The following is a 23,531-nucleotide window of genomic DNA, read 5'->3' as shown; positions in this document are numbered from 1 at the left end:
TGTGGGGCCATGCACGGACTGCCGGTGCGGAAACGTTCGCGGAGGGGCTTCCCTCCGGTGCTTGCTGCCGCCTTCGCGGTTGCGCTCGTCTCCTGCGGACCGCCCGCGCCGGCGGAAAGTGGCGGCCCGCAGGGTGGGCCTGCCCTCACGACGGCGGGAACACCCGTCGGCCCTTCGCCCGTCACCGAACCGACGGTCCTCCCGGAACCCGGCCCGCCTGTTCCCGACGTGCCACCTGCCGCCGAGGCGCCGGTGCTCCGTTGGATCCCCATCGGCCCCGTTGGTCCCAACGACCCCCAGGAAGGGCGGATGTACCTGTTCGCCCAGGCCCGCGATTGCGATCAACTGCGCGACGGCGTCGACGGCACCACCTTCAAGGACATCTGGCGGGCCACAGGTGCGGTCTGCTACGCCCTGCGGGACAACACTGCTGCGCTCTGGCAGGAAGCCGCGGCAGCGCTGGCCACCATCCAGCAACCGCCGGACGGCCGCTGCCTGGAACTGGCCGTCCTCGCAGTGGCGCGTGCCGCCGTCGAGCACCACAACGCCCACCCGGCAGCGCCTGTCGCAGTGGAAGCCGGCAGCGGCGAGGCCTGCCCGCGGCGGCTCGGCGGGCTGACAGTGGTGGATGAGGACTTCGTGCCGGTGCCCGGCCTCAGCCGCCCGTCCGGGCCGCGGTCCGGCGGAACGTGGGTCCGCCTGGACGGCTACTACGTACGGGTCTCCGAGGTCCTGCTCGACGGCGAGCCCGCGGGCGTCGAGACGCGCAGCGAAGGCGACTACTTCCCGGTGTACTTCAGGACGCCGCCGGCCAACGGCAAGGAGTCAATCACCGTTTCCATCACGGACACACTCGACGCTCCCGGGGAAGCGCAGTTCTTCTACGACGATGCCGCTCCCACCGGTGGCGGCACGCCGTCGGAGACGGGAACCGCCGGGCCGGCCCCGAGCGAAACGGCCACCGCAGGCCCCGGCGCCCCGGCAGGACCCGGAAGCACGGACGCGCCGTGAGCGGGGAGGAACCGGCCGGAAAAGCCCTCGTGGACACGCGTTGGCAGCGCACCCTGGAAGTCCTTTCCGTCATCGGCCCGCCCCTTACGGTGGCCACCGCCCTGCTGGTGTATTTCGGCTGGGCCCGCAGCGACGCACAAGCCAAGTCCATGGGCCTGGATGTGAGCCTCTTCGGCTACTCCGTGCAGGACTTCATCCTGCGCAGCATCCAGTCCCTCTTCCGTCCGCTCGCGTGGCTGGCACTCATCGGACTCGCCTGGCTCATGGCCGACCGGGCACTGAACAAGCTCATAGCCGCGGGCCGCTACCCGCGGGCGTTGCGGGCGGCTGCGGGGCTGCTGGCTGCGGGCGGGTATCTTTTCGCCGCCGTCCTGTGGGTCGTCGTCGCCGTGCAGCCGGAACGCACGCTGCTCTACGTGCCGTACCTCATCGCCGGTGGACTCCTGCTTGGCAGCTGGGGGGTGGCGCTGCGCCGCCGTACCCGGCAGCAGCCCGTCCGCAGTCCGGTCCTGACTCCGCGCGGGCTGGAGCGTGCGTTCATGTTCGTTCTGGTGACGCTGCTGCTCTTTTGGGGGACAGCCGACTATGCCCAGGCACTGGGGCGGGGCGCCGCCGTCGACTACCAGGAGCGTTCCGCACTGCTGCCCACCGCCGTCGTCTACAGCAAGGAACGGCTGGCGGTCTCGGCACCGAACGTCCTCGAAGCGTCCGCCGGGAGTATCGCGGAGCCGCTCTACCGCTACAGCGGACTGCGCCTCCTGGTGGTCAGCGGCGGCCGGATTTTCCTGCTCAACGACGGCTGGACGCTGAAGGACGGCCGCGTGGTGGTGCTTCCGGACGACGGCAGCGTGCGGGTGGAGTACGGCAATCCGGGGTCTGGGAACCCTCCGCCGCGGTGAGTACGCTGGGGCCATGTCGGCTTTCCAGTACTACGTGGCTTCATCCCTTGACGGCTTCATCGCGACCCCTGACGACGATCTCGCCTGGCTGCTCCAGTTCGACCACACGGAGGGCGTCAGCGAAGGCTATGAGGCCTTCATGGCCGGGGTCGGCTGCGTGGTGATGGGAGGCCAGACCTACCGCTGGCTCCTGCAGCACGAGGACGGAAAGTGGCCTTATCCGGGCCTGCCGTGCTGGATCTTCACGCACCGCGAGTACTCCGCGCCTGCCGGTGCGGACATCACCTTCGTCCGCGGAGACGTCGCCGAATTCGCGGGAGACCTCATCGACAGCGCGGCGGGCCGCAACGTCTGGCTGGTGGGCGGCGGGGACCTCGTGGCGCAGTTCGCCCGGGCCGGCCTGTTGGACGAAATGATCGTCACCTTGATCCCCGTGGTGCTCGGCTCGGGCAAGCGGCTGCTCCCCGTGGACGGCCCGACGCCGCCCCTTGAGTTGCTCTCGTCACGCACCATCGGCGGGGCGGCGGTGGAGCTGCGGTACCGGCTGCCGGGCGGCGCCGACCGGTAGGGTCTGCCAGGCACAGAGTCCAAGCCGCTCAGTGGTCCCGGCGCACTGTGGTCCCGGCGTTCAGCGGCCCCGGTTGTCCCGGATCATGTTCGTAATGCGGGCGGTGGACAGGCGGCGTCCGGCGTCGTCGGTCATGACGACTTCGTGGGTCACGAGGGTGCCGCCCAAATGGATGGCCGTGCAGGTTCCGGTGACCAGGCCCGAGGCCACTGAACGGTGGTGCGTGGCGCCCACTTCGATGCCGACGGCGTGGCGGCCGGGTCCGGCGTGCAGCGCAGCCGCAAAAGAGCCCAAGGTCTCGGCCAGCACCACGTGCGCCCCGCCGTGCAGGATTCCGGCCACCTGGGTGTTGCCCTCCACAGGCATGGTGGCCACGGTCCGTTCGGGTGCCAGCTCCAGGAAACGGATGCCCATCTTCACCACCAGGGCCCCCACGCCATAGCGTTCCAGCCAGCCATGGAGTTCCTGCGGAACGCCTGCGGCGTTGAGCTCATCGGTGAACCTGCCCGGCGTGAAATTGTCCATCATGGCAACTAGGCTGGCACCTGTGAGCGAAACAACCAAACCGGCCTCTGTTGCCGAAAACCCGTCCGTCGAAAACGCCGTTGTCGAAGTCTCGGCGGCAGAGCCAGCGGCGTCAGGCGTCGTCCTGCCGGACGCCGTTCCCGGAACCGGCGCAGCCGGCCAATCCCGGCTGCTGGTCCTCGACGGCCATTCGATGGCCTTCCGCGCCTTCTACGCCCTCCCGGCCGAGAACTTCGCCACCTCGGCGGGCCAGCACACCAACGCGGTGCACGGCTTCACTTCCATGCTGATCAACCTCATCAGGGACCAGAAGCCCACCCACGTGGCCGTGGCCTTCGACGTTTCGGATGACACCACGTTCCGCAAGGCCGAATACAGCGAATACAAGGGCGGCCGCAACGAAACGCCCGCCGAATTCAGCGGCCAGATCGAGCTGATTGAACGCGTCATGGAAGCCTGGGGCATCAAGACCATCAAGATGCCCGGCTACGAGGCGGACGACATCCTGGCCACGCTCGCCGCGCAGGGTGAGGCCGCCGGCTTCGAGGTGTTGCTGGTCTCCGGCGACCGCGACTCCTTCCAGCTGATCACGGACAACGTCTTCGTGCTCTACCCCAAGAAGGGCGTCTCCGACATTCCGCGCATGGACGCCGCGGCCATCGAGGAAAAATACTTCGTCACTCCGGACCGCTACTCGGACCTCGCGGCCTTGGTGGGGGAGTCTGCGGACAACCTGGCCGGTGTTCCGGGCGTCGGCCCCAAGACCGCTGCCAAATGGATCAACCTCTATGGCGGACTTGAGGGCATCCTCGAAAACCTCGACTCCATCGGCGGCAAGGTGGGCGGCGCGCTGCGCGAGAACATCGAAGCCGTCAAGCGCAACCGCCGGCTCAACCGGCTCCTGACGGACCTGGACCTTCCCGTGGGCCTGCAGGAACTTGCCGAGCCCCGGCCCATCCGCCAGGCCATCGAGGAACTCTTCGACGAACTCGAATTCAAGACCCTCCGCACGCGCCTGTTCGACCTCTACGGCGAAGACACCGCGGGGGAAGCCCCGGAGACCATCGACGCTCCGGAGTTCACGGCCCTGGTGGAGGCAGCACAGCTTCAGGCTTTCTTCGCTGACGGCGCCGGCATGCGCTCGGCCCTTGCGGTCCAGATGGCGCCGGGCCGGATCGGTTTCGACGCCGATGCCCTGGCCGTAGTGCGCGCCAACGGGGCAGCCTTCATTGACCTCACCTCGCTCGACGCCGAGGCCGAAGCTGTCGTCGCTGCCTGGCTGAAGGATCCCGAAGAAGCCAAGGTGATGCATGAGTTCAAGGCTGCCCTGAAGGCCCTGCACCACCGCGGCCTGGGCCTTGAAGGCGTGGTGGATGACACCTCGATCTCCGGCTACCTGATCGAGCCGGACCGCCGCAGCTATGAGCTGGCGGAACTCGCCCAGCATCACCTCAAGATCACCCTGGCGCCGGCAGCAACCGCCTCCGGACAACTGGAACTGGACCTGGGCGACGGCCCGGACGACGCCGCCGCCATCGAGCTGGTGCGGCAGGCCGCCGTCGTGCACACCCTCAGCAAGCACTTCGAGAAGGAACTCAGCGACCGCCAGGCCGGTGCGCTGCTGACCACCCTGGAACTGCCCGTGGCGCGGGTCCTGGCGGACATGGAACTGGCCGGCATCGCCGTGTCCACGGACCGCATGAACGAACAGCTCGCGGACCTGTCCAAGGTGGTCCAGCACGCCCAGGAGCAGGCGTTCGCAGCCATCGGACACGAGGTGAACCTCGGCTCGCCCAAGCAGCTGCAGACCGTCCTCTTCGAGGAGCTCGGTCTGCCGAAGACCAAGAAGATCAAGTCCGGCTACACCACGGATGCCGCGTCCTTGAAGGCCCTCCTGGAGAAGACCGGCCACGAATTCCTGGTCCAGCTCATGGCGCACCGGGAATCCTCCAAGCTTGCCCAGATGGTGGAAACACTCAAGAAGTCCGTGGCGGAAGACGGCCGCATCCACACGGACTACGCCCAGAATGTTGCCGCCACCGGCCGTATCTCCTCGAACAACCCCAACCTGCAGAACATCCCGGTCCGCAGCGAGGAAGGCCGGCGTGTCCGCGGCATCTTCGTGGTCAGCGAAGGCTACGAATGCCTGCTGTCCGCGGACTACTCGCAGATCGAAATGCGCATCATGGCCCACCTGTCCGGCGATGAAGGACTGATCCAGGCGTACAAGGAAGGCGAGGACCTGCACCGTTACGTAGGCTCCCACATCTTCAACGTGGCCCCGGAAGACGTCACCAGCGCCATGCGTTCCAAGGTCAAGGCGATGTCCTACGGCCTGGCGTACGGCCTCACCTCCTTCGGCCTGTCCAAGCAGCTGGAGATTTCGGTGGACGAAGCCCGGACCCTGATGAAGGACTACTTCGACCGCTTCGGTGCCGTGCGCGACTACCTGCGCGGCGTCGTCGAGCAGGCGCGCGTGGACGGCTACACCTCCACCATCGAAGGCCGCCGCCGCTACCTGCCGGACCTCACCAGCACCAACCGGCAGCACCGCGAACTCGCCGAACGCATCGCGCTGAACTCGCCCATCCAGGGCTCTGCCGCGGACATCATCAAGCGCGCCATGCTGGGTGTGTCCGCCGAACTGGCAAGCCAGGGCCTGAAATCCCGCATGCTGCTGCAGGTCCACGACGAACTCGTCCTGGAAGTCGCCCCGGGCGAACGCGAGGCCGTGGAGAAGCTGGTGGCCGAGCAGATGGGCTCCGCAGCGCAGCTGAGCGTCCCGCTGGACGTGCAGATCGGCGTCGGCACCAGCTGGCACGACGCCGGCCACTAGCCGGACGCTCCCGGGAAACCGGGCACGAAACACCGCGCAGGGCGCGCCGCCGGAATGGTGGCGCGCCCTGCGTGCGTCTGGCAGCGCCCGGCCGCCTCCCAAAGCTCGCTTCGCTCGCTTCGGGGCCCTCGGCGGCTAGGCTTACTCGGGTGGCAGATCCCAAGGAAAAATACGTAATCGAACGCTTCCGCTCCGCGGCCAAGGACACCGCTTCCGGGAACGACGCAGGCTACCGCCGCGCGCGTGACTGGATCCGCGCCGTCGGGCACGGCTTCCATGACGAACACCGCGCTGACGAGGTCATCGACAAGATCATCGGCAGGCACCTCGCCGACAACTTCGAACTGACCGGCGCATACCTCACGGCCGGCGCTCCCACCCACGCGCTGGACGCCGACCATCCGGTGGCCACCTTCGGCAGCTTCGAAAAGGACATGAACATCGGCTTCGGCCGGCAGCTGCGGACCCACCTGATTACCTCCGTGACGGTCCGCGGCACGCACCGCCGCAAGGGCCTGCTCCGGCGGATGATGGAAGGCGACCTCGCAGCCGCCAAGGAAGCGGGCACGGCGGTGGCCGCCCTCACCGCTTCCGAAGCCTCCATCTACGGCCGCTTCGGATTCGGCGTGGCCACCTTCGAACGCAGCGTCAAGGTCGACACGGGCCCGAAGTTCCGGCTGCTCCACGACCCCGTGGGAAGCGTGGAAATCGCCGATCCGAAGGTGCTGCTGGACCTGGCTCCCGCCGTTTTCGCCCAAGCCCACCACCGCACGCCGGGCTCGATCATCCGCCAGGAGTTCTACCGGAACTTCGTTTCAGGTGTGATCGGCCGCGACGGCAAGGAAGACCGCACGGTCAAGTGCGCCCTGCATTACGACGCCGACGGCACTGTGGACGGGTATGTCTCCTACAAGTTCGCCGGATGGGACAGCAAGCCCACCACCGTGGAGCTCCTGGACATTGTGGCCGGCACGGACGCCGCCTACCTGGAGCTGTGGCAGTTCCTGGGCAGCATCGACCTCGTGGAACAGATCAGCTGGCAGGACGCTCCGGTGGAGGACCCGCTGGCGTGGGCCCTGGTGGATCCGCGCTGCGTGTCCGCCTCCGACCACCGGGACATGCTCTGGCTCAGGATCCTCGATGTTCCCGCAGCGCTCTCCGCGCGACGCTACGCCGCGAAGGACACCCTGGTGCTCGATGTCAGCGACGGGCAGGGCCACGGCGAGGGCCGCTGGCTGCTCAATACCGCGGGCAGCGATGCTGTCGTGACCGAGGCGCCGGACGGAGCCGCCACGGATCTTTCCCTCGACATCGCGGACCTCGGCTCGATCTACCTTGGCGCGGTCAGCCCGCTGACCTTGCTCGCGGCAGGGCGGATCCGGGAACATACTCCGGGTGCCGCTTTCCGCGCGCAGCAGCTTTTCGCCGTCGAACGCCCAACGCACTGCGCCACCCACTTCTAGCAGCGCGTTCCGCAACAGTTCCCGCTCCGGCGGGCCATCACAGAACAGGAATCCATGGGGGACTCCATCACCGGTGCCGGGCTGCCCGGCCGCCGCACTGTTCTCTTCGCCGCCGCAGGCATGGCTGTCAGTGCCGCCACTGCCTGCTCGGGCAGCGGAACGGCACCGGAACCGCCCGTGCCCGCGCCGCCGTCGTCCGTTCCTTCCGCCCGGCCGACGGCGGCGGCACCGGTCCGCACTGCGCCCGCCACCCCGACGGCAGCCAGCAGGCCGCCGTTGCCGTCCCGGGCGTCCGTCGTCGCGGCGTTCGGTGGCCGGCGGCCGGTGCAGTGGGGTTTGGAAGTCCCGGGGGTCGCCACCCGCAGCACCAGTTCGAAGGCGGTCCTGACCTTCGATGCCTGCGGCGGACCCGGGGGAACGGCCTGCGACGAACGGCTCCTCGACACCCTCCGCGAGTTGAAGGTGCCGGCCACGCTGTTCCTCAACGGACGCTGGATCGCGGCCAATCCGGCACTGGCCGCCGGGCTGGCCAAGGAGCCATTGTTCGAGCTCGCCAACCACGGCACCGCGCACCTGCCGCTGTCCGTGGACGGGCGGCAGGCTTATGGAATTCCCGGAACCACGGACGTCGGCGCGGTGTACGACGAACTGACCGGCAACCAGGCGGTGCTGGAAAAGCTCAGCGGCAAGCCGTGCGGCTTCTTCCGCTCCGGGACGGCCCATTACGACGACGTCGCGGCCGCCATCGCGCGGAAACTCGGCCAGGTGCCGGTGAACTTCAGTGTGAACGGCGACGCCGGAGCCACCTTCGCTGCGTCAGAGGTCGCCGCTGCGCTGGCCGGGGTGCGGGGCGGAGACATCGTGATCGCGCACTTCAACCGCCCGGACGGCGGAACCGCGGCCGGTTACGCGGCCGCCTTACCGAAACTGCTGGAGCGCGGAGTGGAGTTTGCGCACCTCGCGGAGGTGGGCGCGCGGCTGGTGTAGCCGGCCGTCCGTCGCCATGACACCGCTTTTGACCCTCGTTGGCGCGTACGACTAGAATAAACGGGCGTGTACTACGTGCACGTGATCAATACAATCCACAATTCAGGATGACCCGGCCTTGTGCTGCGTCCCGAGGCCCGGAAACCGGCTGCGGGCGGTTTGCCTGACCGACATACTATCCACAACGGAGCCCCTACTACATGACCATCACCTCCACCGAGAAGCCCGGTACCCCCGTCGTCGCGATCAACGACATCGGTACCGCCGAGGACTTCCTCGCCGCTGTCGACGCCACCATCAAGTACTTCAACGACGGTGACCTCGTCGAAGGTACCGTCGTCAAGGTCGACCGCGACGAAGTCCTGCTCGACATCGGTTACAAGACCGAAGGTGTCATCCCTTCCCGCGAGCTTTCCATCAAGCACGACGTTGACCCGGGCGAAGTTGTCGCCGTCGGCGATCAGGTCGAAGCCCTGGTGCTCACCAAGGAAGACAAAGAAGGCCGCCTGATCCTCTCCAAGAAGCGTGCTCAGTACGAGCGTGCCTGGGGCGACATCGAGAAGGTCAAGGAAGAAGACGGTGTTGTCACCGGTACCGTCATCGAGGTCGTCAAGGGTGGTCTTATCCTCGACATCGGCCTGCGCGGCTTCCTCCCCGCATCCCTCGTCGAGATGCGTCGCGTCCGCGACCTCGCTCCGTACATCGGTCAGCAGATCGAAGCCAAGATCATCGAGCTGGACAAGAACCGCAACAACGTTGTTCTGTCCCGCCGTGCATGGCTCGAGCAGACCCAGTCCGAGGTCCGCTCCACCTTCCTCAACAAGCTGGAAAAGGGCCAGGTCCGTCCCGGCGTCGTTTCCTCCATCGTCAACTTCGGTGCCTTCGTGGACCTGGGCGGCGTAGACGGCCTCGTCCACGTTTCCGAGCTGTCCTGGAAGCACATCGACCACCCGTCCGAGGTTGTCGAGGTCGGCCAGGAAGTCACCGTCGAGGTCCTCGAAGTGGATCTGGACCGCGAGCGTGTCTCCCTGTCCCTCAAGGCCACCCAGGAAGACCCGTGGCAGACCTTCGCCCGCACCCACGCTCTCGGCCAGGTTGTTCCGGGTAAGGTCACCAAGCTCGTTCCGTTCGGTGCGTTCGTTCGCGTCGAAGACGGCATCGAAGGCCTGGTCCACATCTCCGAGCTGGCTGTCCGCCACGTTGAACTGGCTGAGCAGGTTGTCTCCGTTGGCGACGAACTGTTCGTCAAGGTCATCGACATCGACCTCGAGCGCCGCCGCATCTCCCTCTCCCTCAAGCAGGCGAACGAGGGCGTTGACGCCGACAGCACCGAGTTCGACCCGGCTCTGTACGGCATGGCCGCTGAGTACGACGAAGAGGGCAACTACAAGTACCCCGAGGGCTTCGACCCCGAGTCCAACGAATGGCTCGAAGGCTACGAAGCACAGCGCGCCGCATGGGAGCAGCAGTACGCTGACGCCCAGGCTCGTTGGGAAGCCCACAAGAAGCAGGTTGCGCAGCACGCTGCTGACGACGCCGCTGCCGCCGCTTCCGGCGACAACGAGTCCGCTGCCACCAGCTACTCCTCCGAGCCGGCCGCTTCCGAGGTTTCCTCGGGCACCCTGGCTTCGGACGAGGCTCTCGCCGCCCTGCGCGAGAAGCTCACCGGCAACTAATTCAGCCACAAGGAAAGCCCCGTCCGGTTCGCCGGACGGGGCTTTCCCCTTTAACCACCAACGCGGGGTCAGTTACGGCCCATGTCGCCGCCGAACATGGGCCGTAACTGACCCCGCGTTGGGTCTTAGCGCGAGGGGCCTCCCGGCCTACGCTCCGCCATCGATCCACTCGGTGCCTTGCGGCAGCAGCCCGGCGCTGCCGGCCGTCAGCGCTGCCAGGCGGGTGCCGGCGTCGGCGATCTCTTCGGCGTTGTCCGCCAGCGCGAGCCGCAGGACTGTGTGGTCCGCTTCGTAGCTGCTGTCCGCCATCACGAATCCGGCAGCGCGCAGCTCGTTTTCCAGCCGGCCTGCCTGGGCGTGGGGCACCGGGACCGTGCAGATCCGCAAGCGCCTCCGGCGCACCAGGGGAGCGGCGTCCAGTGCCGAGGACACCGACTCCGAATAGGCGCGCACCAGCCCGCCCGCGCCCAGCAGGATTCCGCCGAAATACCGCACGACGACGGCACTGATGTCGCTGAGGTCGCTCACCCCGGGCAGGGTCTCCCGTTTGACCAGGGCTTCCAGCATGGGAATTCCGGCGGTTCCGGACGGTTCGCCGTCGTCGCTGGAACGTTGCACATCCCGGTCCGGCCCCAGCACGAAGGCTGAGCAGTGGTGCCGGGCGTCGTGGAATTCCTTGCGGAGCTCCGCCACGAGGGACCGTGCCGCTTCCTCGTCGGAGGAACGGCGCAGCACGGTGATGAACCGCGAACGCTTGATCTCGATTTCGTGGCGGAGGTCCCCGCCGGCTGCCAAAGTGGTATACCCGGTGGCCCGGCTCTCTTGTTCTGGCACCGGGCTAGTCTAGTGTGCGTGTTGAAGATCGGACTCACGGGCGGAATCGCCTCCGGAAAATCCCTGGTCGCCGCCCGCCTGAATGAGCTGGGCGCCATCCTGATCGATGCGGATGTGATCGCCCGCGAGGTGGTGGAACGCGGCACCGAGGGCCTGCAGCGTGTGGCGGAGGCGTTCGGCCACGAGGTCCTGGACCCGGCCGGCAGGCTGGACCGTGCCCGGCTGGGCGGCATCGTTTTTGCCGATCCCGCACGCCGTGAGGTCCTCAACGGGATTGTCCATCCCCTGGTCCGGGCCCGCGCCGCAGAACTCATGCGGGCTGCGTCCCCCGGCAGCGTGGTCGTCCAGGATATCCCCCTACTGGTCGAAACGGGGCAGGGGAGCAGCTTCCACCTGGTCCTCGTGGTGGACGCACCGGAGGAGCTCCGCGTGCAAAGGATGACCTCGCTGCGCGGCATGTCGGAGGCCGAGGCCCGCTCAAGGATCGCCGCACAGGCCAGCCGGGAGGAACGGCTAGCGGCTGCGGACGTGGTCCTGGACAACGCCGGCTCCCGCGGGGAGATCGTGGCACAGGTGGACGCACTCTGGGAGGAGCGCCTGCTTCCCTTCGCCAGGAACCTGGCGACCCGGACCCGCGCGGCACGTCAGGGCGGCGCCAGGATGGTCCCGTCCGATCCGGCCTGGCCGGCCATCGCCGAACGGCTCGCCGCGCGCATCCGCAAGGCGGTTCCGGAGCTGCTTGCCGTGGACCACATCGGCTCGACGTCGGTCCCCGGCTTGCCTGCCAAGGGCGTCATCGACCTGCAGCTCACCGTTGATTCACTCGCGACGGCGGACCGCGTCGCCGACGCGCTCGGCGACGCCGGTTTTCCCCTGGTGCCCGGGGCGGGACGGGATACGGCGAAACCCGGATTCGAAGACCCGGCCCTCTGGCTGAAGCGCTTCCACGCCAGCGCCGATCCGGGCCAGCCGGTCAATGTCCACGTGCGTGTCGCGGGAAGCCCGGGGTGGCGGTACGCCCTGTTGTTCCGCGACTGGCTCCGCGCCGACCCGTCCGGCAGGGCCGCCTACCTGGCCGAAAAGGAAAAGCTCGCAGAACGCTTCGCGGGGGATGCAAGCACGGCCCGTTACGCCGAAGCGAAGGAGCCCTGGTTCACCGAACACGCGCTGCCCCTCATGGAAGCCTGGGCGGACAGCAGCGGCTGGCAGCCGCCGTCGTACTCTTCTTAGGACGCTCGGAAGGGTCCGCGAACGCGGACAGTAACTGTCCGCGGGCAGGGGTAGATTTGATGCATGAGCCTCGCCCAGGAAATCAACCGAGTCGTCGCGCCCTTCGAAGTCGTCAGCGAATACCAGCCGGCGGGTGACCAGCCGACCGCCATCGCGGAGCTGACCGAACGCATCAACAACGGTGAAAAGGACGTTGTGCTGCTTGGCGCCACCGGCACCGGCAAGAGCGCCACCACGGCCTGGCTGATCGAACAGGTGCAGCGCCCCACCCTGGTGCTGGTGCAGAACAAGACCCTCGCGGCGCAGCTGGCCAACGAATTCCGGGAGCTGCTGCCCAACAACGCGGTGGAATACTTCGTTTCCTACTACGACTACTACCAGCCCGAGGCGTACGTCCCGCAGACGGACACCTTCATCGAGAAGGACTCCTCCATCAACGAGGAAGTGGAACGTCTCCGGCACTCGGCCACCAACGCGCTGCTCACCCGGCGCGACGTCGTGGTGGTCGCCACGGTGTCCTGCATTTATGGCCTCGGCACGCCGGAAGAGTACATCGCGGGCATGGTCACGCTCCGCAAGGGCGCAGAAATGAACCGGGACGACCTCCTCCGGAAGTTCGTCTCCATGCAATACGCCCGCAACGACATGGACTTCCACCGCGGCACCTTCCGAGTGCGGGGCGACACCGTGGAGATCATTCCCATGTATGAGGAACTGGCGCTGCGGATCGAGTTCTTCGGCGATGAGATCGAGAACATCTACACCCTGCATCCGGTCACCGGCGACGTGATCCGCGAAGAGACCGAGATGTACGTCTTCCCGGCCTCGCACTATGTTGCCGGTCCGGAACGGATGAGCCGGGCCATCAAGGCAATCGAGGACGAACTGGCAGAGCGGCTGAAGGTCCTGGAAGGCCAGAACAAGCTGGTCGAAGCCCAGCGACTGCGCATGCGAACCACCTACGACCTCGAAATGATGCAGCAGATGGGCTTCTGCAACGGCATCGAGAACTACTCCCGGCACATCGACGGGCGCGGGGCGGGCTCCGCCCCGCACTGCCTCCTGGACTACTTCCCGGACGACTTCCTGCTGGTCATCGACGAATCGCACGTCACCGTGCCGCAGATCGGTGCCATGTACGAAGGCGACATGTCCCGGAAGCGCACCCTCGTGGACCACGGCTTCCGGCTGCCCTCGGCCATGGATAACCGGCCGTTGAAGTGGGATGAATTCCTGGAACGCATCGGCCAGACCGTCTACCTCTCCGCCACCCCGGGCAAGTACGAACTCGGCAAGGCGGACGGCTACGTGCAGCAGATCATCCGTCCCACCGGCCTGATCGACCCCGAGGTGATCGTGAAGCCGACCAAGGGCCAGATCGACGACCTCCTCGGCGAGATCCGTACCCGCGTGGAACGGGACGAGCGCGTCCTGGTCACCACGCTCACCAAGCGCATGGCCGAGGACCTCACCGACTACCTGCTCGGTCACGGGGTCAAGGTCCAGTACCTGCACTCCGACGTCGACACCCTGCGCCGCGTCGAGCTGCTCCGTGAGCTGCGGCTCGGCGTCTTCGACGTCCTGGTGGGCATCAACCTCCTCCGTGAAGGCCTGGACCTGCCGGAAGTCTCCCTGGTGAGCATCCTGGACGCGGACAAGGAAGGCTTCCTTCGTTCGTCCACCTCACTCATCCAGACCATCGGCCGTGCAGCACGAAACGTGTCCGGCCAGGTCCACATGTACGCGGACAAGATCACCGATTCCATGGCGCACGCGATCGAGGAAACCAACCGCCGCCGTGCGATCCAGGTGAAGTACAACCAGGAGAACGGGATCGATCCCCAGCCGCTGCGCAAGCGGATCGCGGACATCACGGACCAGCTGGCCAGGGAAGACGCCGACACCGACGCACTGCTGGGCGGCTTCGATTATGGCAAGGGCAAGCGCGGCATCGCCTCCGCGAAGGGTGCCAAGGGGGCCAAGAAGGGTGCGGCCACGGTACGCAGCGACGGACTCGCTGCCGCTCCGGCCGAGGACCTGGTGGGCCTTATTGAGCAGCTCACCGAGCAGATGCATGCCGCTGCCGCGGAGCTGCAGTTCGAACTCGCCGCCCGGCTGCGCGACGAGGTGGGTGAACTCAAGCGTGAACTGCGCCAGATGCAGTCTGCCGGGCATGCCTAGGGTAAAGTAGTGGAAACGTAGGGGAGTATCCCGAGCGCTACGTCCGTCAACACGCCAGGCACAGATGCCTCGCCGGACGCAGCGGGCCACCCATTCAGCACCAAGTGCGCAGGCAGGCCGGAGAGACTTACACCGCTTTCACGTACCCTGCGAAAGGCATTTTCATGCAGCTTCCTGTCTGGTTCGAGGTCGGCTCGTTCGTCGTCCTCGGAATCATCCTGCTTGTCGACCTCCTCCTGGTCGTCAAGCGCCCGCACGAGCCGTCCATGAAGGAGGCGGGCCTGTGGGTGGCCTTCTACGTGGCCCTCGCCCTGGCCTTCGCCGGCGCCATGTTTGCCTTCACCGGCGTTGAATACGGCAGCCAGTTCATCGCTGGTTGGGTGACCGAGTACAGCCTCAGCATCGACAACCTGTTCGTCTTCATCATCATCATGGCCCGCTTCGCCGTGCCCCGGAAATACCAGCAGGAAGTGCTGATGGTGGGCATCATCATCGCGCTGATCCTGCGCGGCATCTTCATTGCCCTGGGCGCCGTGGTCATTGAGCAGTTCAGCTGGGTGTTCTACATCTTCGGTGCCTTCCTGCTCTGGACTGCCTGGAAGCAGGCCAAGGACGACGGCCATGACGAAGAAGAAGGCGCCGAGAACCCGCTGGTTGCCAGGCTCCGCAAGGTCCTTCCGATGTCCGAGAAGTTCGACGGCGGCAAGCTGCGTACCACGGTGAACGGCAAGAAGGTCTTCACCCCCATGCTGATCGTCTTCGTGACCATCGGCATGACGGACCTGCTGTTCGCGGTCGACTCCATCCCGGCGATCTTCGGCCTGACCCAGAGCGCCTTCATCGTGTTCACCGCGAACATCTTCGCCCTCATGGGCCTGCGCCAGCTGTACTTCCTGCTCGGCGGCCTCATGAACCGCCTGGTCTACCTCAAGCACGCGCTGTCGGTGATCCTGGCGTTCATCGGCGTGAAGCTGGTCCTGCACGCCATGCACGTGAACGAACTGCCGTTCATCAATGGCGGCCACCACATCGAATGGGCTCCGGAGATCCCCACCTTCGTGTCCTTGGCGGTCATCATCGGTACCATCATCATCGCGGTGGTTGCCAGCCTCCTGAGCCCGGCGGCCAAGCAGTCCAAGCTGGATGCCCGCCTCGAGGAAGACTCGCGCAAGAGCCTCAGCGACGTCGACTAGCAGCACGCTTACGGCCTGCACAGCAGTCCGTAGCAAGACACGTCTGGAACCCCGGTCACCTTGTGACCGGGGTTCCGCCGTTTCCGGGAGGCGGGCGATGCCGTCGGGGATATGCTCGGGTGGTGGCTTTGACTCCGACAGAAACCCTCGACCCCGCAGCAGTCCAGCGGCGTACCGTCCTGTTCCTGAGCGCAGCGCAGCTGCTCAGCGGCATCGGCAACGGCGCAACCCTTTCCATCGGTTCCCTCCTGGCCGTGCAGCTCAGCGGCTCGGAGGCCTGGGCAGGATCCGTGACCACCATCCTGACGCTCGCCGCCGCCGTCGCCGCGCTGCCGCTGGCCGGGCTCGCAGAGCGCAGGGGCCGGCGCGTGGGGCTGGTCACCGGAATGCTTGCGGCCATGCTCGGGGCCTTGTCCATCATTGTCGCGGCGACTGCCGGGAGCTTTGTGCTGCTCCTGCTGGGCGGCGCACTGCTGGGGCTCGGGTCCGCCGCGAACCTCCAAGCCCGTTTCGCCGCCGTCGACCTCGCGGATCCGGAACGCCGCGGCCGCGACCTGTCCACGGTGGTCTGGTCCATCACCATCGGCGCGGTGGCCGGGCCCAACCTGATCCAGCCGGGCGCCGCCGTCGGCCAGGCCCTGGGGCTGCCCGCTACGGCGGGACCGTTCGTCTTCTCCGCGGCGGGGCTCCTGCTGGCTTCCGTGCTGTTGATCGCCGGACTGCGGCCGGACCCGCTCCTGCTGTCGCGCCGGCTGAGCGGAACAGGGCCCGACGGCGGCGCACCGGCCCCGCGCGGCCGTTCCCTTTCGCTGGGCCTGAAGGCCGTCCGCTCGTCACCGATGTCCATGCTGGCGCTGGCCGCGGTGGTCGCGGCGCACGGGATCATGGTGAGCATCATGTCCATGACGCCGCTGCACCTGCAGCAACTGGTGGAGGGTTCCCTGACCGGCCACCACGGAACGCACCATGTGGGCACCGACGCGCTGACCATCATCGGCTTCACGATCTCGCTGCACATCGCAGGCATGTTCGCGCTCTCGCCGCTGATGGGCTGGCTGACCGACCGGGCCGGCCGCCTGCCCACCATCGCACTGGGTTTCGCCTTGCTGATCACGGCCAGCTGCGTGGCGGGATTCGGCCAGCACGAAACAGCGGCGGTCACGGCGGGACTCGTCATCCTGGGCCTGGGGTGGTCCGCCTCGACGATCGGCGGTTCCACCTTGCTGGCCGAGAGCGTGGCGCAGGAAGACCGGGTCACTGTCCAGGGCGTTTCGGACACCTTGATGGGGGCGGCCGGTGCCGTGGGCGGCGGATTCTCCGGGCTGCTCCTGGCTTGGCTGGGTTACCCGGGCCTGAACCTCGCGGCGGGGCTCCTGGCTGCCGTCGTGATCGCGGCGGTGTTGCTCCGGATGCTCCGTAAGGAGGGCGCGGCCGCCTAGGCCGGCCGCACCATTCCGAGCAGGCGGGTGAAGATGCCCTCGCCGTCCTCGGCGATGCCGTCGTGGTGGAAGTCGCCGGTGGTCCAGGCCTGCAGGCCGCGGACCGCCGCAGCGGTCTCCATGGACAGCTCGTAGTCCACGTAAATGTCGTCGCGGTATACGGCGGCGGCCACCGGCACGGTGTTGGCGGCCAGCTGCTCCGGGTCATAGAGCGGCGCCCAGTCGTCCTTGGCGGCAAGGAGCCCCGCCACTTCCTGCAGTGGCTGCAGCGCCGGGTCCTGCTCGAAGTACCACGGGTACACCATTTCGCCCGTCAGCAAGGGCTCGGCGGCGTCGGGCCGGAACTGCGGGAATTCTTCCAGGACACGCCATGCGGCCCAGTCCGTCGCCTGTCCCTGCCCGTAGATGGATTCGTGGAGGGCCGCGTACAACGGGTTCGCGGCCCGGCTGAGGTGCGGGTGCAGCTGCTCGAGGAAAGCGTCGGAGAGCCGTTCGCCGCCAGGGCCGGGCACAAAGGCGTCCTCCAGGAGGTAATGCAGGGCATCCACCCGGGTGTTGCCGCCCAGGAAGGAGCCGACCATCTGGAAGCGTTCCGGGGTGAGCCGACTGCCATCGGGAAGCAGTTCTTCCTGCGCTGTCAGGTGGCGGGCAATCCTGGTCACTGTGTCCCGGTCCTCCGGGTACCAGCCGAAGTATTCGGCATTGCGTTCGGCAACCCGCTGGAAGGTGGCGCGATAGACCCGCTCTGCCGGGCCGTGCAGCGGCGCCAGTCCTCCCGTGATGAGGACTTCCTTCAGGCCGGCCGGCGCGAAGGACAGGTACGTCAGGGCACAGAAGCCGCCGAAGCTCTGGCCCAGTACCGTCCACGGGGCCGCTCCGAGGGCGGCACGGATCAGTTCGGCGTCGGCCACGATCGAATCGGCGCGGAACAGGGACAGGTATGCGGCCTGTTCCGCCGCTGAGCCACGCAAGGGCAGGGTAGTGCGGTCTGCGGGCGTGGACAGTCCCGTGCCCCGCTGGTCGAGCATCAGGATCCGGAAGCTGCGGGCCGCGGCCTTCATCCACCCGGACAGGGAGGTGACGCGGTTGCCGCGTCCGCCCGGGCCGCCCTGCAGGAACAGCAGCCAAGGCAGGGCAGCGGCCTCGGCTTCGGTGTGCTCGCTGGAGACGTATTCCCGGGCAAAGACCGTGATCTCTTCGCCTCCCGGTTGCGTGTGGTTGAGCGGCACGGTGAAGAAGTGTTCCACGGTCCGCAGCCCGCGGAACTCGTGGCGGGCACGGATGCGGTGAGCGGCCGCACGCCCGGCGGCCAAGGCTGCGGGCGCCTCAGCCACGGGCCGGGGCCTTGGCCGCGGCGGTGCCGAACGCCGAGAGCGCGTTGCCGGTGAGGCGGAAGGTGGACCATTCGTCCATCGGCACGGCGCCGAGGCTCTTGTAGAAGGCAATGGAGGGTTCGTTCCAGTCCAGTACGCTCCATTCCACCCGGGCGTAGCCGTTCTCGACGGCGGTGGCCGCCAGATGCTGCAGCAGCGCCTTGCCGTGGCCCTCGCCGCGTGCCTCCGGAGTGACGTAGAGGTCCTCCAGGTAGATGCCGTGCACGCCTTCCCAGGTGGAGTAGTTAAGGAACCAGAGCGCGAAGCCGCGCACCTCGCCTGCCTCGTTCTCGGCGATGTTGGCGAACACCCGCGGGTTGTCGCCGAACAGCACGCCGTGCAGCATTTCCGGGGTGTTCTTCACGGCGTCCGGCTCTTTTTCGTAGACAGCCAGCTCGTGGATCATCTGGAGGATTGCGGGGACATCGGCAGGGGTTGCGGTACGGATCACACTCATGGTTTCGAGCTTACCTGCCAACCCAGTACGGATGATCCGTAACGGACGGGCGGGCGCGTGTACTCCAGGGGAAGGCCATCGGCCAGCAGCGGAGGAGCCACGTGGAGCAGCGGGCCGTACGGACTGTCCATGGTGGACAACGGAGGATCCGGTACGACCTTCCCGCCCGCCGCGGCGGCCGGGAGGGCAAAGAATTCCTCAGCGGTCCTCGCCAGGGACAAGTCCGCGGTGCCACCGGTCCCGCTGCCGCTCCGTTGGGCCAGGAGGGCCAGCGCCGCTGCGGCAACGCCGTAGCCGGTGGCATGGTCCAGGGCCTGGACCGGCAGTGCACCGGGCCGAAGGCCATCATCTCCGGCACTGCCGTACGCTTCCGCGATGCCCGATGCAGCCTGTACGAGGCTGTCGAAACCCCGCCGTCCGTTCCACGGCCCCTGGATGCTCCATGCGTTCAGGCTGACCACCACCAGGCCGGGCCATTGTTCCTTGAGGGACTCCGGGTCCAGGCCGAAGCGTGCCAAGGCGCCGCCACGGTAGCCACTGATGAGGACGTCGGCGGAGGCGATCAATTCCTTGACCACGTCGAGCACAAGCGGCTCCGCCAAGTCGGCTTCGGCACTGCGCTTGTCGAAACCCGTGTCGATGAAGGCATCGGCCAGTTCCGGCAGGCCGGGTGGGTCGATGCGCAGCACATCCGCTCCCAAGGCGCCAAGAAGGCGGGTGGCCACCGGGCCGGCGATGACGCGGGTCAAGTCCAGCACCCGGAGGCCCGTCAGGGGACGGCCCGCCCCGGGCGCCGGGCGCCATGGTGCGCGGCCCCGCTTTCGCGGCGGATCAGACAGCGAGAAGGCAATCCACGGTCCGTCGGCAGCGGCAGTATGCATCGCCGTCGTGCACCATGCATCCCGCGCCCGCACAGCGGCCGCGGCCCCGTTGTTCGCGGCAATCAGCTCTTCCGCCTCCTCTGAGGCAAGGCCGGAAAGCGCAGAATCCACCTCGCTGGGGGCGGATACGGACAGCGCCCGGAGGAGCCGTTCGGCGTGGTGCGGATAGTTGGCGTGGAGCCGTATCCAGCCGTCGGCGGTCCGCCGGAAGCCGGACATCGATGCGAATCCTTCGGCCCGGCGCCCGTTGATTCGCAGGTGCCCCAGGGAATCGAAGGCCGCGGCCACCCTGACGGAGTCGATCGAATGGCGGGTGGAAGACGTCAACGCGTTGAGGGCGGTGGCGGCCGCCTGCACGGCACCCAAGGCGAGGCCTTCGACGTCGAGCGGGCCGGACCACCAGGTCCTGGGGCCGCTGCAGTGCGCACGCTCCTGGCTGCGGAGCGCAGGCAGCACCCGCAAGCTGGCGGTCAGGTCCGGCACGGCCTCCATGGACTGCCTACAGCCGGTTCACGTCCGTGACCGTGACCACGGCCGTTCCACTCTCATCTGACGCTGCAAGGTCAACCTCGGCCGAGATGCCCCAGTCGTGGTTGCCCGCGGGGTCGTCGAAGATCTGCCGGACCTTCCACAGCCCTGGCTCCTCGGTGATGATGAGCAGCCCGGGGCCACGGGCATCCGGGCCGTCTCCGATGTCGTCGTGTTCGTCGAAGTAGTCATCCAGCGCCTCTTCCCAGCGCGCGGCATCCCAGCCGCTGCCGCCGTCGAGCTCGCCCAGGGCGTCGGAGTCTTCCGCCGCGAACAGTTCCACCCGGCGGAACATTTCGTTCCTGACCATCACCCGGAACGCCCGGATGTTGGAGGTGAGCGCCGGCGGTGGCGGCGGGGGAGCGTCGTGCGGCGTGGGTGCGGCGCCGGAGGTGAGCTCTTCCCATTCGTCCAGCAGGGAGGAATCCACCTGGCGCACCAGTTCGCCCAGCCAGGCGATGAGGTCCTCGAGGTCCTCGCGAAGTGCGTCCTGGGGCACGGTCTGGCGCAGCGCACGGAAGCCGTCCGCGAGGTAGCGCAGCACGATGCCTTCGGAGCGCGCCAGCCCATAGAACTGTACGAACTCGCCGAAGTTCATGGCCCGTTCGTACATGTCCCGGATGACGGACTTGGGCGCCAGCTCGAAATCGCCCACCCAGGGTGCCGCCCGGCGGTACACCTCGAAGGCATCACCCAGGATCTCCGCCAAGGGCTTCGGGTAGCTCACGGACTCGAGCATCGCCATGCGCTGTTCGTACTCGATGCCGTCCGCCTTCATGGCCGCCACGGCTTCGCCGCGGGCCTTCTTCTCCTGGGCGGAGAGGATCTGGCGGGGTTTCTCCAGGGTCGCCTCGATCACGGACACTACGTCCAAGGCGTACGACGGCGACTCCGGGTCGAGCAGGTCCAGCGCCGCCAGCGCGAACGGCGAGAGCGGCTGGTTGAGGGCGAAGTTCGGCTGCAGGTGGACTGTCAGGCGGAGCGAACGGCCCTCGGCTGCCTGTTCCTCCGACGGGACCCGCTCCACCACGCCGGCCGCAAGCAGTTCCCGGCAGATCCCCAGTGCCTTCTTCATCAGCTTCAGCTGCGCCGGCCGGGTCTCATGGTTCTCCGTCAGCAGGCGGCGGGCGGCCACGAAAGGATCGCCCGGGCGTTCCATCAGGTTCAGCACCATGGCGTGGGTGATCGTGAAACTGGAGGACAGGGGATCCGGGACGGACTCCACCAACTTGGTGAAGGTCGGCTGGCCCCAGGAGACAAAGCCTTCGGGCGGGCGCTTCTTCACCACCTGGCGCAGCTTCTTCTGGTCATTGCCGAATTTCGCGGTGGCCTTCGCCATGGCTTTCGCGTTCTCCACGACGTGCTCCGGCGCCTGGACCACCACGGTGCCGGCGGTGTCATAGCCCGCCCGGCCGGCCCGCCCGGCAATCTGGTGGAACTCGCGTGAGTTCAACAGGCGGGTGCGGACGCCGTCGTATTTGCTGAGCGCGGTAAGCAGCACCGTACGGATCGGCACGTTGATTCCCACGCCGAGGGTGTCGGTGCCGCAGATGACCTTCAGGAGCCCGGCCTGGGCCAGCTGCTCCACCAGGCGGCGGTACTTGGGCAGCATGCCGGCGTGGTGGACGCCGATACCGTGCCGCACCAGGCGGTTGAGGGTCTTGCCGAAGCCGGCGGCGAAGCGGAATCCGGCGATCAGCTCGGCAATCCGGTCCTTCTCCTCGCGGGTGCACATGTTGATGCTCATCAGGTTCTGCGCGCGCTCAATCGCCTCAAGCTGGCTGAAGTGCACCACATAGACAGGAACCTGCTTGGTTTCGAGGAGTTCCTCCAGGGTCTCGTGGACCGGGGTCTCCTGGTAGTAGTAGTGCAGCGGAATGGGACGTTCCGCGGAACTGACGGTCGCCGTCGGGCGTCCCGTGAGCTCGGTGAGCCCGCTCTCGAAGCGGCTTACATCACCGAGGGTGGCGGACATCAGCAGGAACTGGGCCTGCGGCAGTTCCAGGAGCGGCACCTGCCAGGCCCAGCCGCGCTGCGGATCCGAATAGAAGTGGAACTCGTCCATGATGACGGCGGTGAGGTCCGCTGCGGCGCCTTCGCGCAGGGCGATGTTCGCCAGGATCTCCGCGGTGCAGCAAATGATCGGCGCGTCCTGGTTCACGCCGGAATCGCCGGTGATCATGCCGACGTTCTCCGCGCCGAAAATATCGCAGAGGGCGAAGAACTTCTCCGAGACCAGTGCCTTGATCGGCGCGGTGTAGTAGCTGCGTCCGCCGCGTGCCATGGCCGTGAAATGGGCCGCGATGGCCACATGGGATTTCCCTGAGCCGGTGGGCGTGGCCAGGATGACGTTGCCGCCGGCGGACAGCTCCATGATGGCTTCGTCCTGTGCCGGGTAGAGCTGGAGCCCGCGGCTCTCCGTCCAGTCAACGAAGCGGGTGTAGATATCGTCGGGCTCGGGGGATCCGCCGTCCGGGCCGCCAAGGGACATGCCGGAGAGCTGCTCAAGAAGTTTCATTGCTTCCAGCTTAGTGTGGAGCCACACGCTCACGAGGAGGCAGCAGATGGCACAGGCCATGGCATGGGACCCCGCCAAGTATGTCCAGTTCGGCGACCACCGGGACCGGCCGTTCTTCGACCTGACCGCCCGCATCGCGGCCGAGGCGCCGCGCCAGGTGGTGGACCTCGGCTGCGGTCCCGGGAACCTGACGGCCACCTTGGCAACGCGCTGGCCCGGTGCGGCGGTGCTCGGCGTCGATTCCTCGCCGGAAATGCTGGAGCGGGCGGAGCTGTTGGCGACAGCAGTGCCGGGCCTTTCCTTCGTGGCGGCGGATATCCGGGACTGGACGCCAGGCCCGGAATGCGACGTCGTCGTCAGCAACGCGGCCCTGCAATGGGTACCCGGCCACCTGGACCTCCTGCCGCGCTGGCTGGACGCCCTGCCGCCCGACGCCTGGTTCGCGCTGCAGGTGCCGGGCAACTTCGGCGCTCCTTCGCATGTCCTGATGCGGGAGCTGGCCGCCTCAGCCGAGTGGGCGTCCCGGCTCGGCGGGGTGCTCCGCCATGACGACGCCGTGGGGGAGCTTGCGGACTACCTGTCCGTCATGCTCGACGCCGGATGGGCTGCCGACGCGTGGGAGAGCAGTTACCAGCAACTGCTGCAGGGGCCGGACCCCGTCCTGGAATGGGTCCGGGGCACCGGCCTCCGGCCGGTGCTCGCCGCTCTTCCGCCGGAGGATGCCGCCCGCTTCGAGCAGCAGTATGCCGCGCTGCTCCGCGAGGCGTACCCGGCCGGACCGCACGGAACGGTGTTTCCCTTCCGCCGGATCTTCGCCGTCGGGCACAAAGCAGCCGGACGCTGAAGGCAGGGGAGGGCGACACGCCGGCCAATTCTGAAAAAGATCTTTCACGAACGACTGTGACCTGAACTACAATGGCTAGCGCGACAGT

At 67.4% G+C, this 23,531-nt stretch carries 18 protein-coding genes; 12 read left to right on the top strand and 6 right to left on the bottom strand.

Features of this window, described 5'->3' with window-relative positions:
- Window positions 1–57: 57 nt before the first annotated feature.
- From BIU82_RS11230 to BIU82_RS11220, 3 genes are read left to right on the top strand one after another with little or no spacing between them, the layout of a single operon-like run.
- Window positions 58–1,011, top strand: coding sequence for a hypothetical protein (locus tag BIU82_RS11230; protein ID WP_139146583.1), 954 nt, complete (start codon window positions 58–60; stop codon window positions 1,009–1,011).
- The gene (locus BIU82_RS11225) at window positions 1,008–1,910 is read left to right on the top strand and encodes a hypothetical protein (protein ID WP_070349550.1); all 903 of its coding nucleotides are present in this window, start codon (window positions 1,008–1,010) and stop codon (window positions 1,908–1,910) included. The genes BIU82_RS11230 and BIU82_RS11225 overlap by 4 nt, the downstream gene beginning before the upstream one ends.
- A 13-nt stretch (window positions 1,911–1,923) precedes the next feature.
- On the top strand, window positions 1,924–2,478 hold the full coding sequence (locus BIU82_RS11220; protein ID WP_070349549.1) for a dihydrofolate reductase family protein: 555 nt from the start codon (window positions 1,924–1,926) through the stop codon (window positions 2,476–2,478).
- A gap of 60 nt (window positions 2,479–2,538) precedes the next feature.
- Here the strand turns inward: BIU82_RS11220 and BIU82_RS11215 are convergent, their stop codons facing one another.
- Window positions 2,539–3,006, bottom strand: a complete 468-nt coding sequence (locus BIU82_RS11215; RefSeq protein WP_070349548.1) for a hotdog fold thioesterase — start codon at window positions 3,004–3,006, stop codon at window positions 2,539–2,541.
- Here BIU82_RS11215 and polA point away from each other — a divergent pair.
- From polA to rpsA, 4 genes are all read left to right on the top strand, one after another.
- On the top strand, window positions 3,005–5,839 hold the full coding sequence (polA, locus tag BIU82_RS11210) for a DNA polymerase I (protein WP_083292289.1): 2,835 nt from the start codon (window positions 3,005–3,007) through the stop codon (window positions 5,837–5,839). The two genes, BIU82_RS11215 and polA, sit on opposite strands and share 2 nt — an antisense overlap.
- A 149-nt stretch (window positions 5,840–5,988) precedes the next feature.
- Entirely contained in the window at window positions 5,989–7,302 is a 1,314-nt protein-coding gene (locus tag BIU82_RS11205) for a GNAT family N-acetyltransferase (protein ID WP_070349547.1), read from the top strand.
- Window positions 7,303–7,356: 54 nt separating this feature from the next.
- The gene (locus tag BIU82_RS11200; protein WP_070349546.1) at window positions 7,357–8,289 is read left to right on the top strand and encodes a polysaccharide deacetylase family protein; all 933 of its coding nucleotides are present in this window, start codon (window positions 7,357–7,359) and stop codon (window positions 8,287–8,289) included.
- Window positions 8,290–8,489: 200 nt separating this feature from the next.
- The gene (gene rpsA / locus BIU82_RS11195) at window positions 8,490–9,965 is read left to right on the top strand and encodes a 30S ribosomal protein S1 (RefSeq protein WP_070349545.1); all 1,476 of its coding nucleotides are present in this window, start codon (window positions 8,490–8,492) and stop codon (window positions 9,963–9,965) included.
- 147 nt (window positions 9,966–10,112) lie between these two features.
- On the opposite strand, the gene BIU82_RS11190 is transcribed toward rpsA, so the two are convergent.
- Entirely contained in the window at window positions 10,113–10,799 is a 687-nt protein-coding gene (locus tag BIU82_RS11190) for a YigZ family protein (protein WP_070349544.1), read from the bottom strand.
- Between the two features lie 18 nt (window positions 10,800–10,817).
- Between BIU82_RS11190 and coaE the strand changes: the two genes are divergently transcribed.
- The 4 genes from coaE to BIU82_RS11170 all read left to right on the top strand — a co-directional run bounded on the left by coaE (window position 10,818) and on the right by BIU82_RS11170 (window position 16,842).
- Complete coding sequence (gene coaE, locus BIU82_RS11185; RefSeq protein ID WP_070349543.1) at window positions 10,818–12,029, top strand: dephospho-CoA kinase; 1,212 nt, start codon at window positions 10,818–10,820, stop codon at window positions 12,027–12,029.
- 63 nt (window positions 12,030–12,092) lie between these two features.
- Window positions 12,093–14,210, top strand: a complete 2,118-nt coding sequence (gene uvrB / locus BIU82_RS11180; RefSeq protein WP_070349542.1) for an excinuclease ABC subunit UvrB — start codon at window positions 12,093–12,095, stop codon at window positions 14,208–14,210.
- Between the two features lie 164 nt (window positions 14,211–14,374).
- A complete protein-coding gene (locus BIU82_RS11175; RefSeq protein WP_070349541.1) occupies window positions 14,375–15,403 on the top strand; it encodes a TerC family protein in 1,029 nt (342 codons plus the stop codon).
- Between the two features lie 122 nt (window positions 15,404–15,525).
- Window positions 15,526–16,842 (top strand): MFS transporter, encoded by a 1,317-nt coding sequence (locus BIU82_RS11170; RefSeq protein ID WP_070349646.1) that lies wholly within the window; start codon window positions 15,526–15,528, stop codon window positions 16,840–16,842.
- Here BIU82_RS11170 and BIU82_RS11165 read toward each other — a convergent pair.
- From BIU82_RS11165 to BIU82_RS11150, 4 genes are read right to left on the bottom strand one after another with little or no spacing between them, the layout of a single operon-like run.
- Window positions 16,839–18,176, bottom strand: coding sequence for an alpha/beta fold hydrolase (locus BIU82_RS11165; RefSeq protein WP_070349540.1), 1,338 nt, complete (start codon window positions 18,174–18,176; stop codon window positions 16,839–16,841). The genes BIU82_RS11170 and BIU82_RS11165 overlap by 4 nt on opposite strands.
- Entirely contained in the window at window positions 18,169–18,672 is a 504-nt protein-coding gene (locus BIU82_RS11160) for a GNAT family N-acetyltransferase (RefSeq protein ID WP_070349539.1), read from the bottom strand. The genes BIU82_RS11165 and BIU82_RS11160 overlap by 8 nt, the downstream gene beginning before the upstream one ends.
- Window positions 18,669–20,045 carry a CoA transferase gene (locus BIU82_RS11155; protein WP_083292288.1) on the bottom strand — a complete coding sequence of 459 codons (1,377 nt, stop codon included), beginning with the start codon at window positions 20,043–20,045 and terminating at the stop codon, window positions 18,669–18,671. Before BIU82_RS11155 ends, BIU82_RS11160 begins: the two co-directional genes overlap by 4 nt.
- A gap of 7 nt (window positions 20,046–20,052) precedes the next feature.
- Complete coding sequence (locus BIU82_RS11150) at window positions 20,053–22,599, bottom strand: DEAD/DEAH box helicase (protein ID WP_070349538.1); 2,547 nt, start codon at window positions 22,597–22,599, stop codon at window positions 20,053–20,055.
- 58 nt (window positions 22,600–22,657) lie between these two features.
- Here BIU82_RS11150 and BIU82_RS11145 point away from each other — a divergent pair, with 58 nt between their 5' ends.
- Window positions 22,658–23,443: a trans-aconitate 2-methyltransferase gene (locus BIU82_RS11145; protein ID WP_070349644.1), complete on the top strand. Its 786-nt coding sequence runs from the start codon at window positions 22,658–22,660 to the stop codon at window positions 23,441–23,443.
- The last annotated feature ends 88 nt before the right edge of the window (window positions 23,444–23,531 follow it).

The organism is Arthrobacter sp. SW1 (assembly GCF_001766675.1).
Taxonomy (GTDB): Bacteria; Actinomycetota; Actinomycetes; order Actinomycetales; family Micrococcaceae; genus Arthrobacter.
This window is presented reverse-complemented; position numbering and strand designations above follow the sequence as displayed.

Excerpts from the sequence above, each read along its gene's own strand:
- BIU82_RS11215 (WP_070349548.1), bottom strand. The coding sequence starts at position 3,006 with ATGATGGACAATTTCACGCCGGGCAGGTTCACCGATGAGCTCAACGCC.
- BIU82_RS11175 (WP_070349541.1), top strand. The coding sequence starts at position 14,375 with ATGCAGCTTCCTGTCTGGTTCGAGGTCGGCTCGTTCGTCGTCCTCGGA.
- BIU82_RS11145 (WP_070349644.1), top strand. The coding sequence starts at position 22,658 with ATGGCATGGGACCCCGCCAAGTATGTCCAGTTCGGCGACCACCGGGAC.
- BIU82_RS11200 (WP_070349546.1), top strand. The coding sequence starts at position 7,357 with ATGGGGGACTCCATCACCGGTGCCGGGCTGCCCGGCCGCCGCACTGTT.
- polA (WP_083292289.1), top strand. The coding sequence starts at position 3,005 with ATGGCAACTAGGCTGGCACCTGTGAGCGAAACAACCAAACCGGCCTCT.
- BIU82_RS11155 (WP_083292288.1), bottom strand. The coding sequence starts at position 20,045 with ATGGAGGCCGTGCCGGACCTGACCGCCAGCTTGCGGGTGCTGCCTGCG.
- rpsA (WP_070349545.1), top strand. The coding sequence starts at position 8,490 with ATGACCATCACCTCCACCGAGAAGCCCGGTACCCCCGTCGTCGCGATC.
- BIU82_RS11220 (WP_070349549.1), top strand. The coding sequence starts at position 1,924 with ATGTCGGCTTTCCAGTACTACGTGGCTTCATCCCTTGACGGCTTCATC.
- BIU82_RS11160 (WP_070349539.1), bottom strand. The coding sequence starts at position 18,672 with ATGAGTGTGATCCGTACCGCAACCCCTGCCGATGTCCCCGCAATCCTC.
- uvrB (WP_070349542.1), top strand. The coding sequence starts at position 12,093 with ATGAGCCTCGCCCAGGAAATCAACCGAGTCGTCGCGCCCTTCGAAGTC.
- BIU82_RS11150 (WP_070349538.1), bottom strand. The coding sequence starts at position 22,599 with ATGAAACTTCTTGAGCAGCTCTCCGGCATGTCCCTTGGCGGCCCGGAC.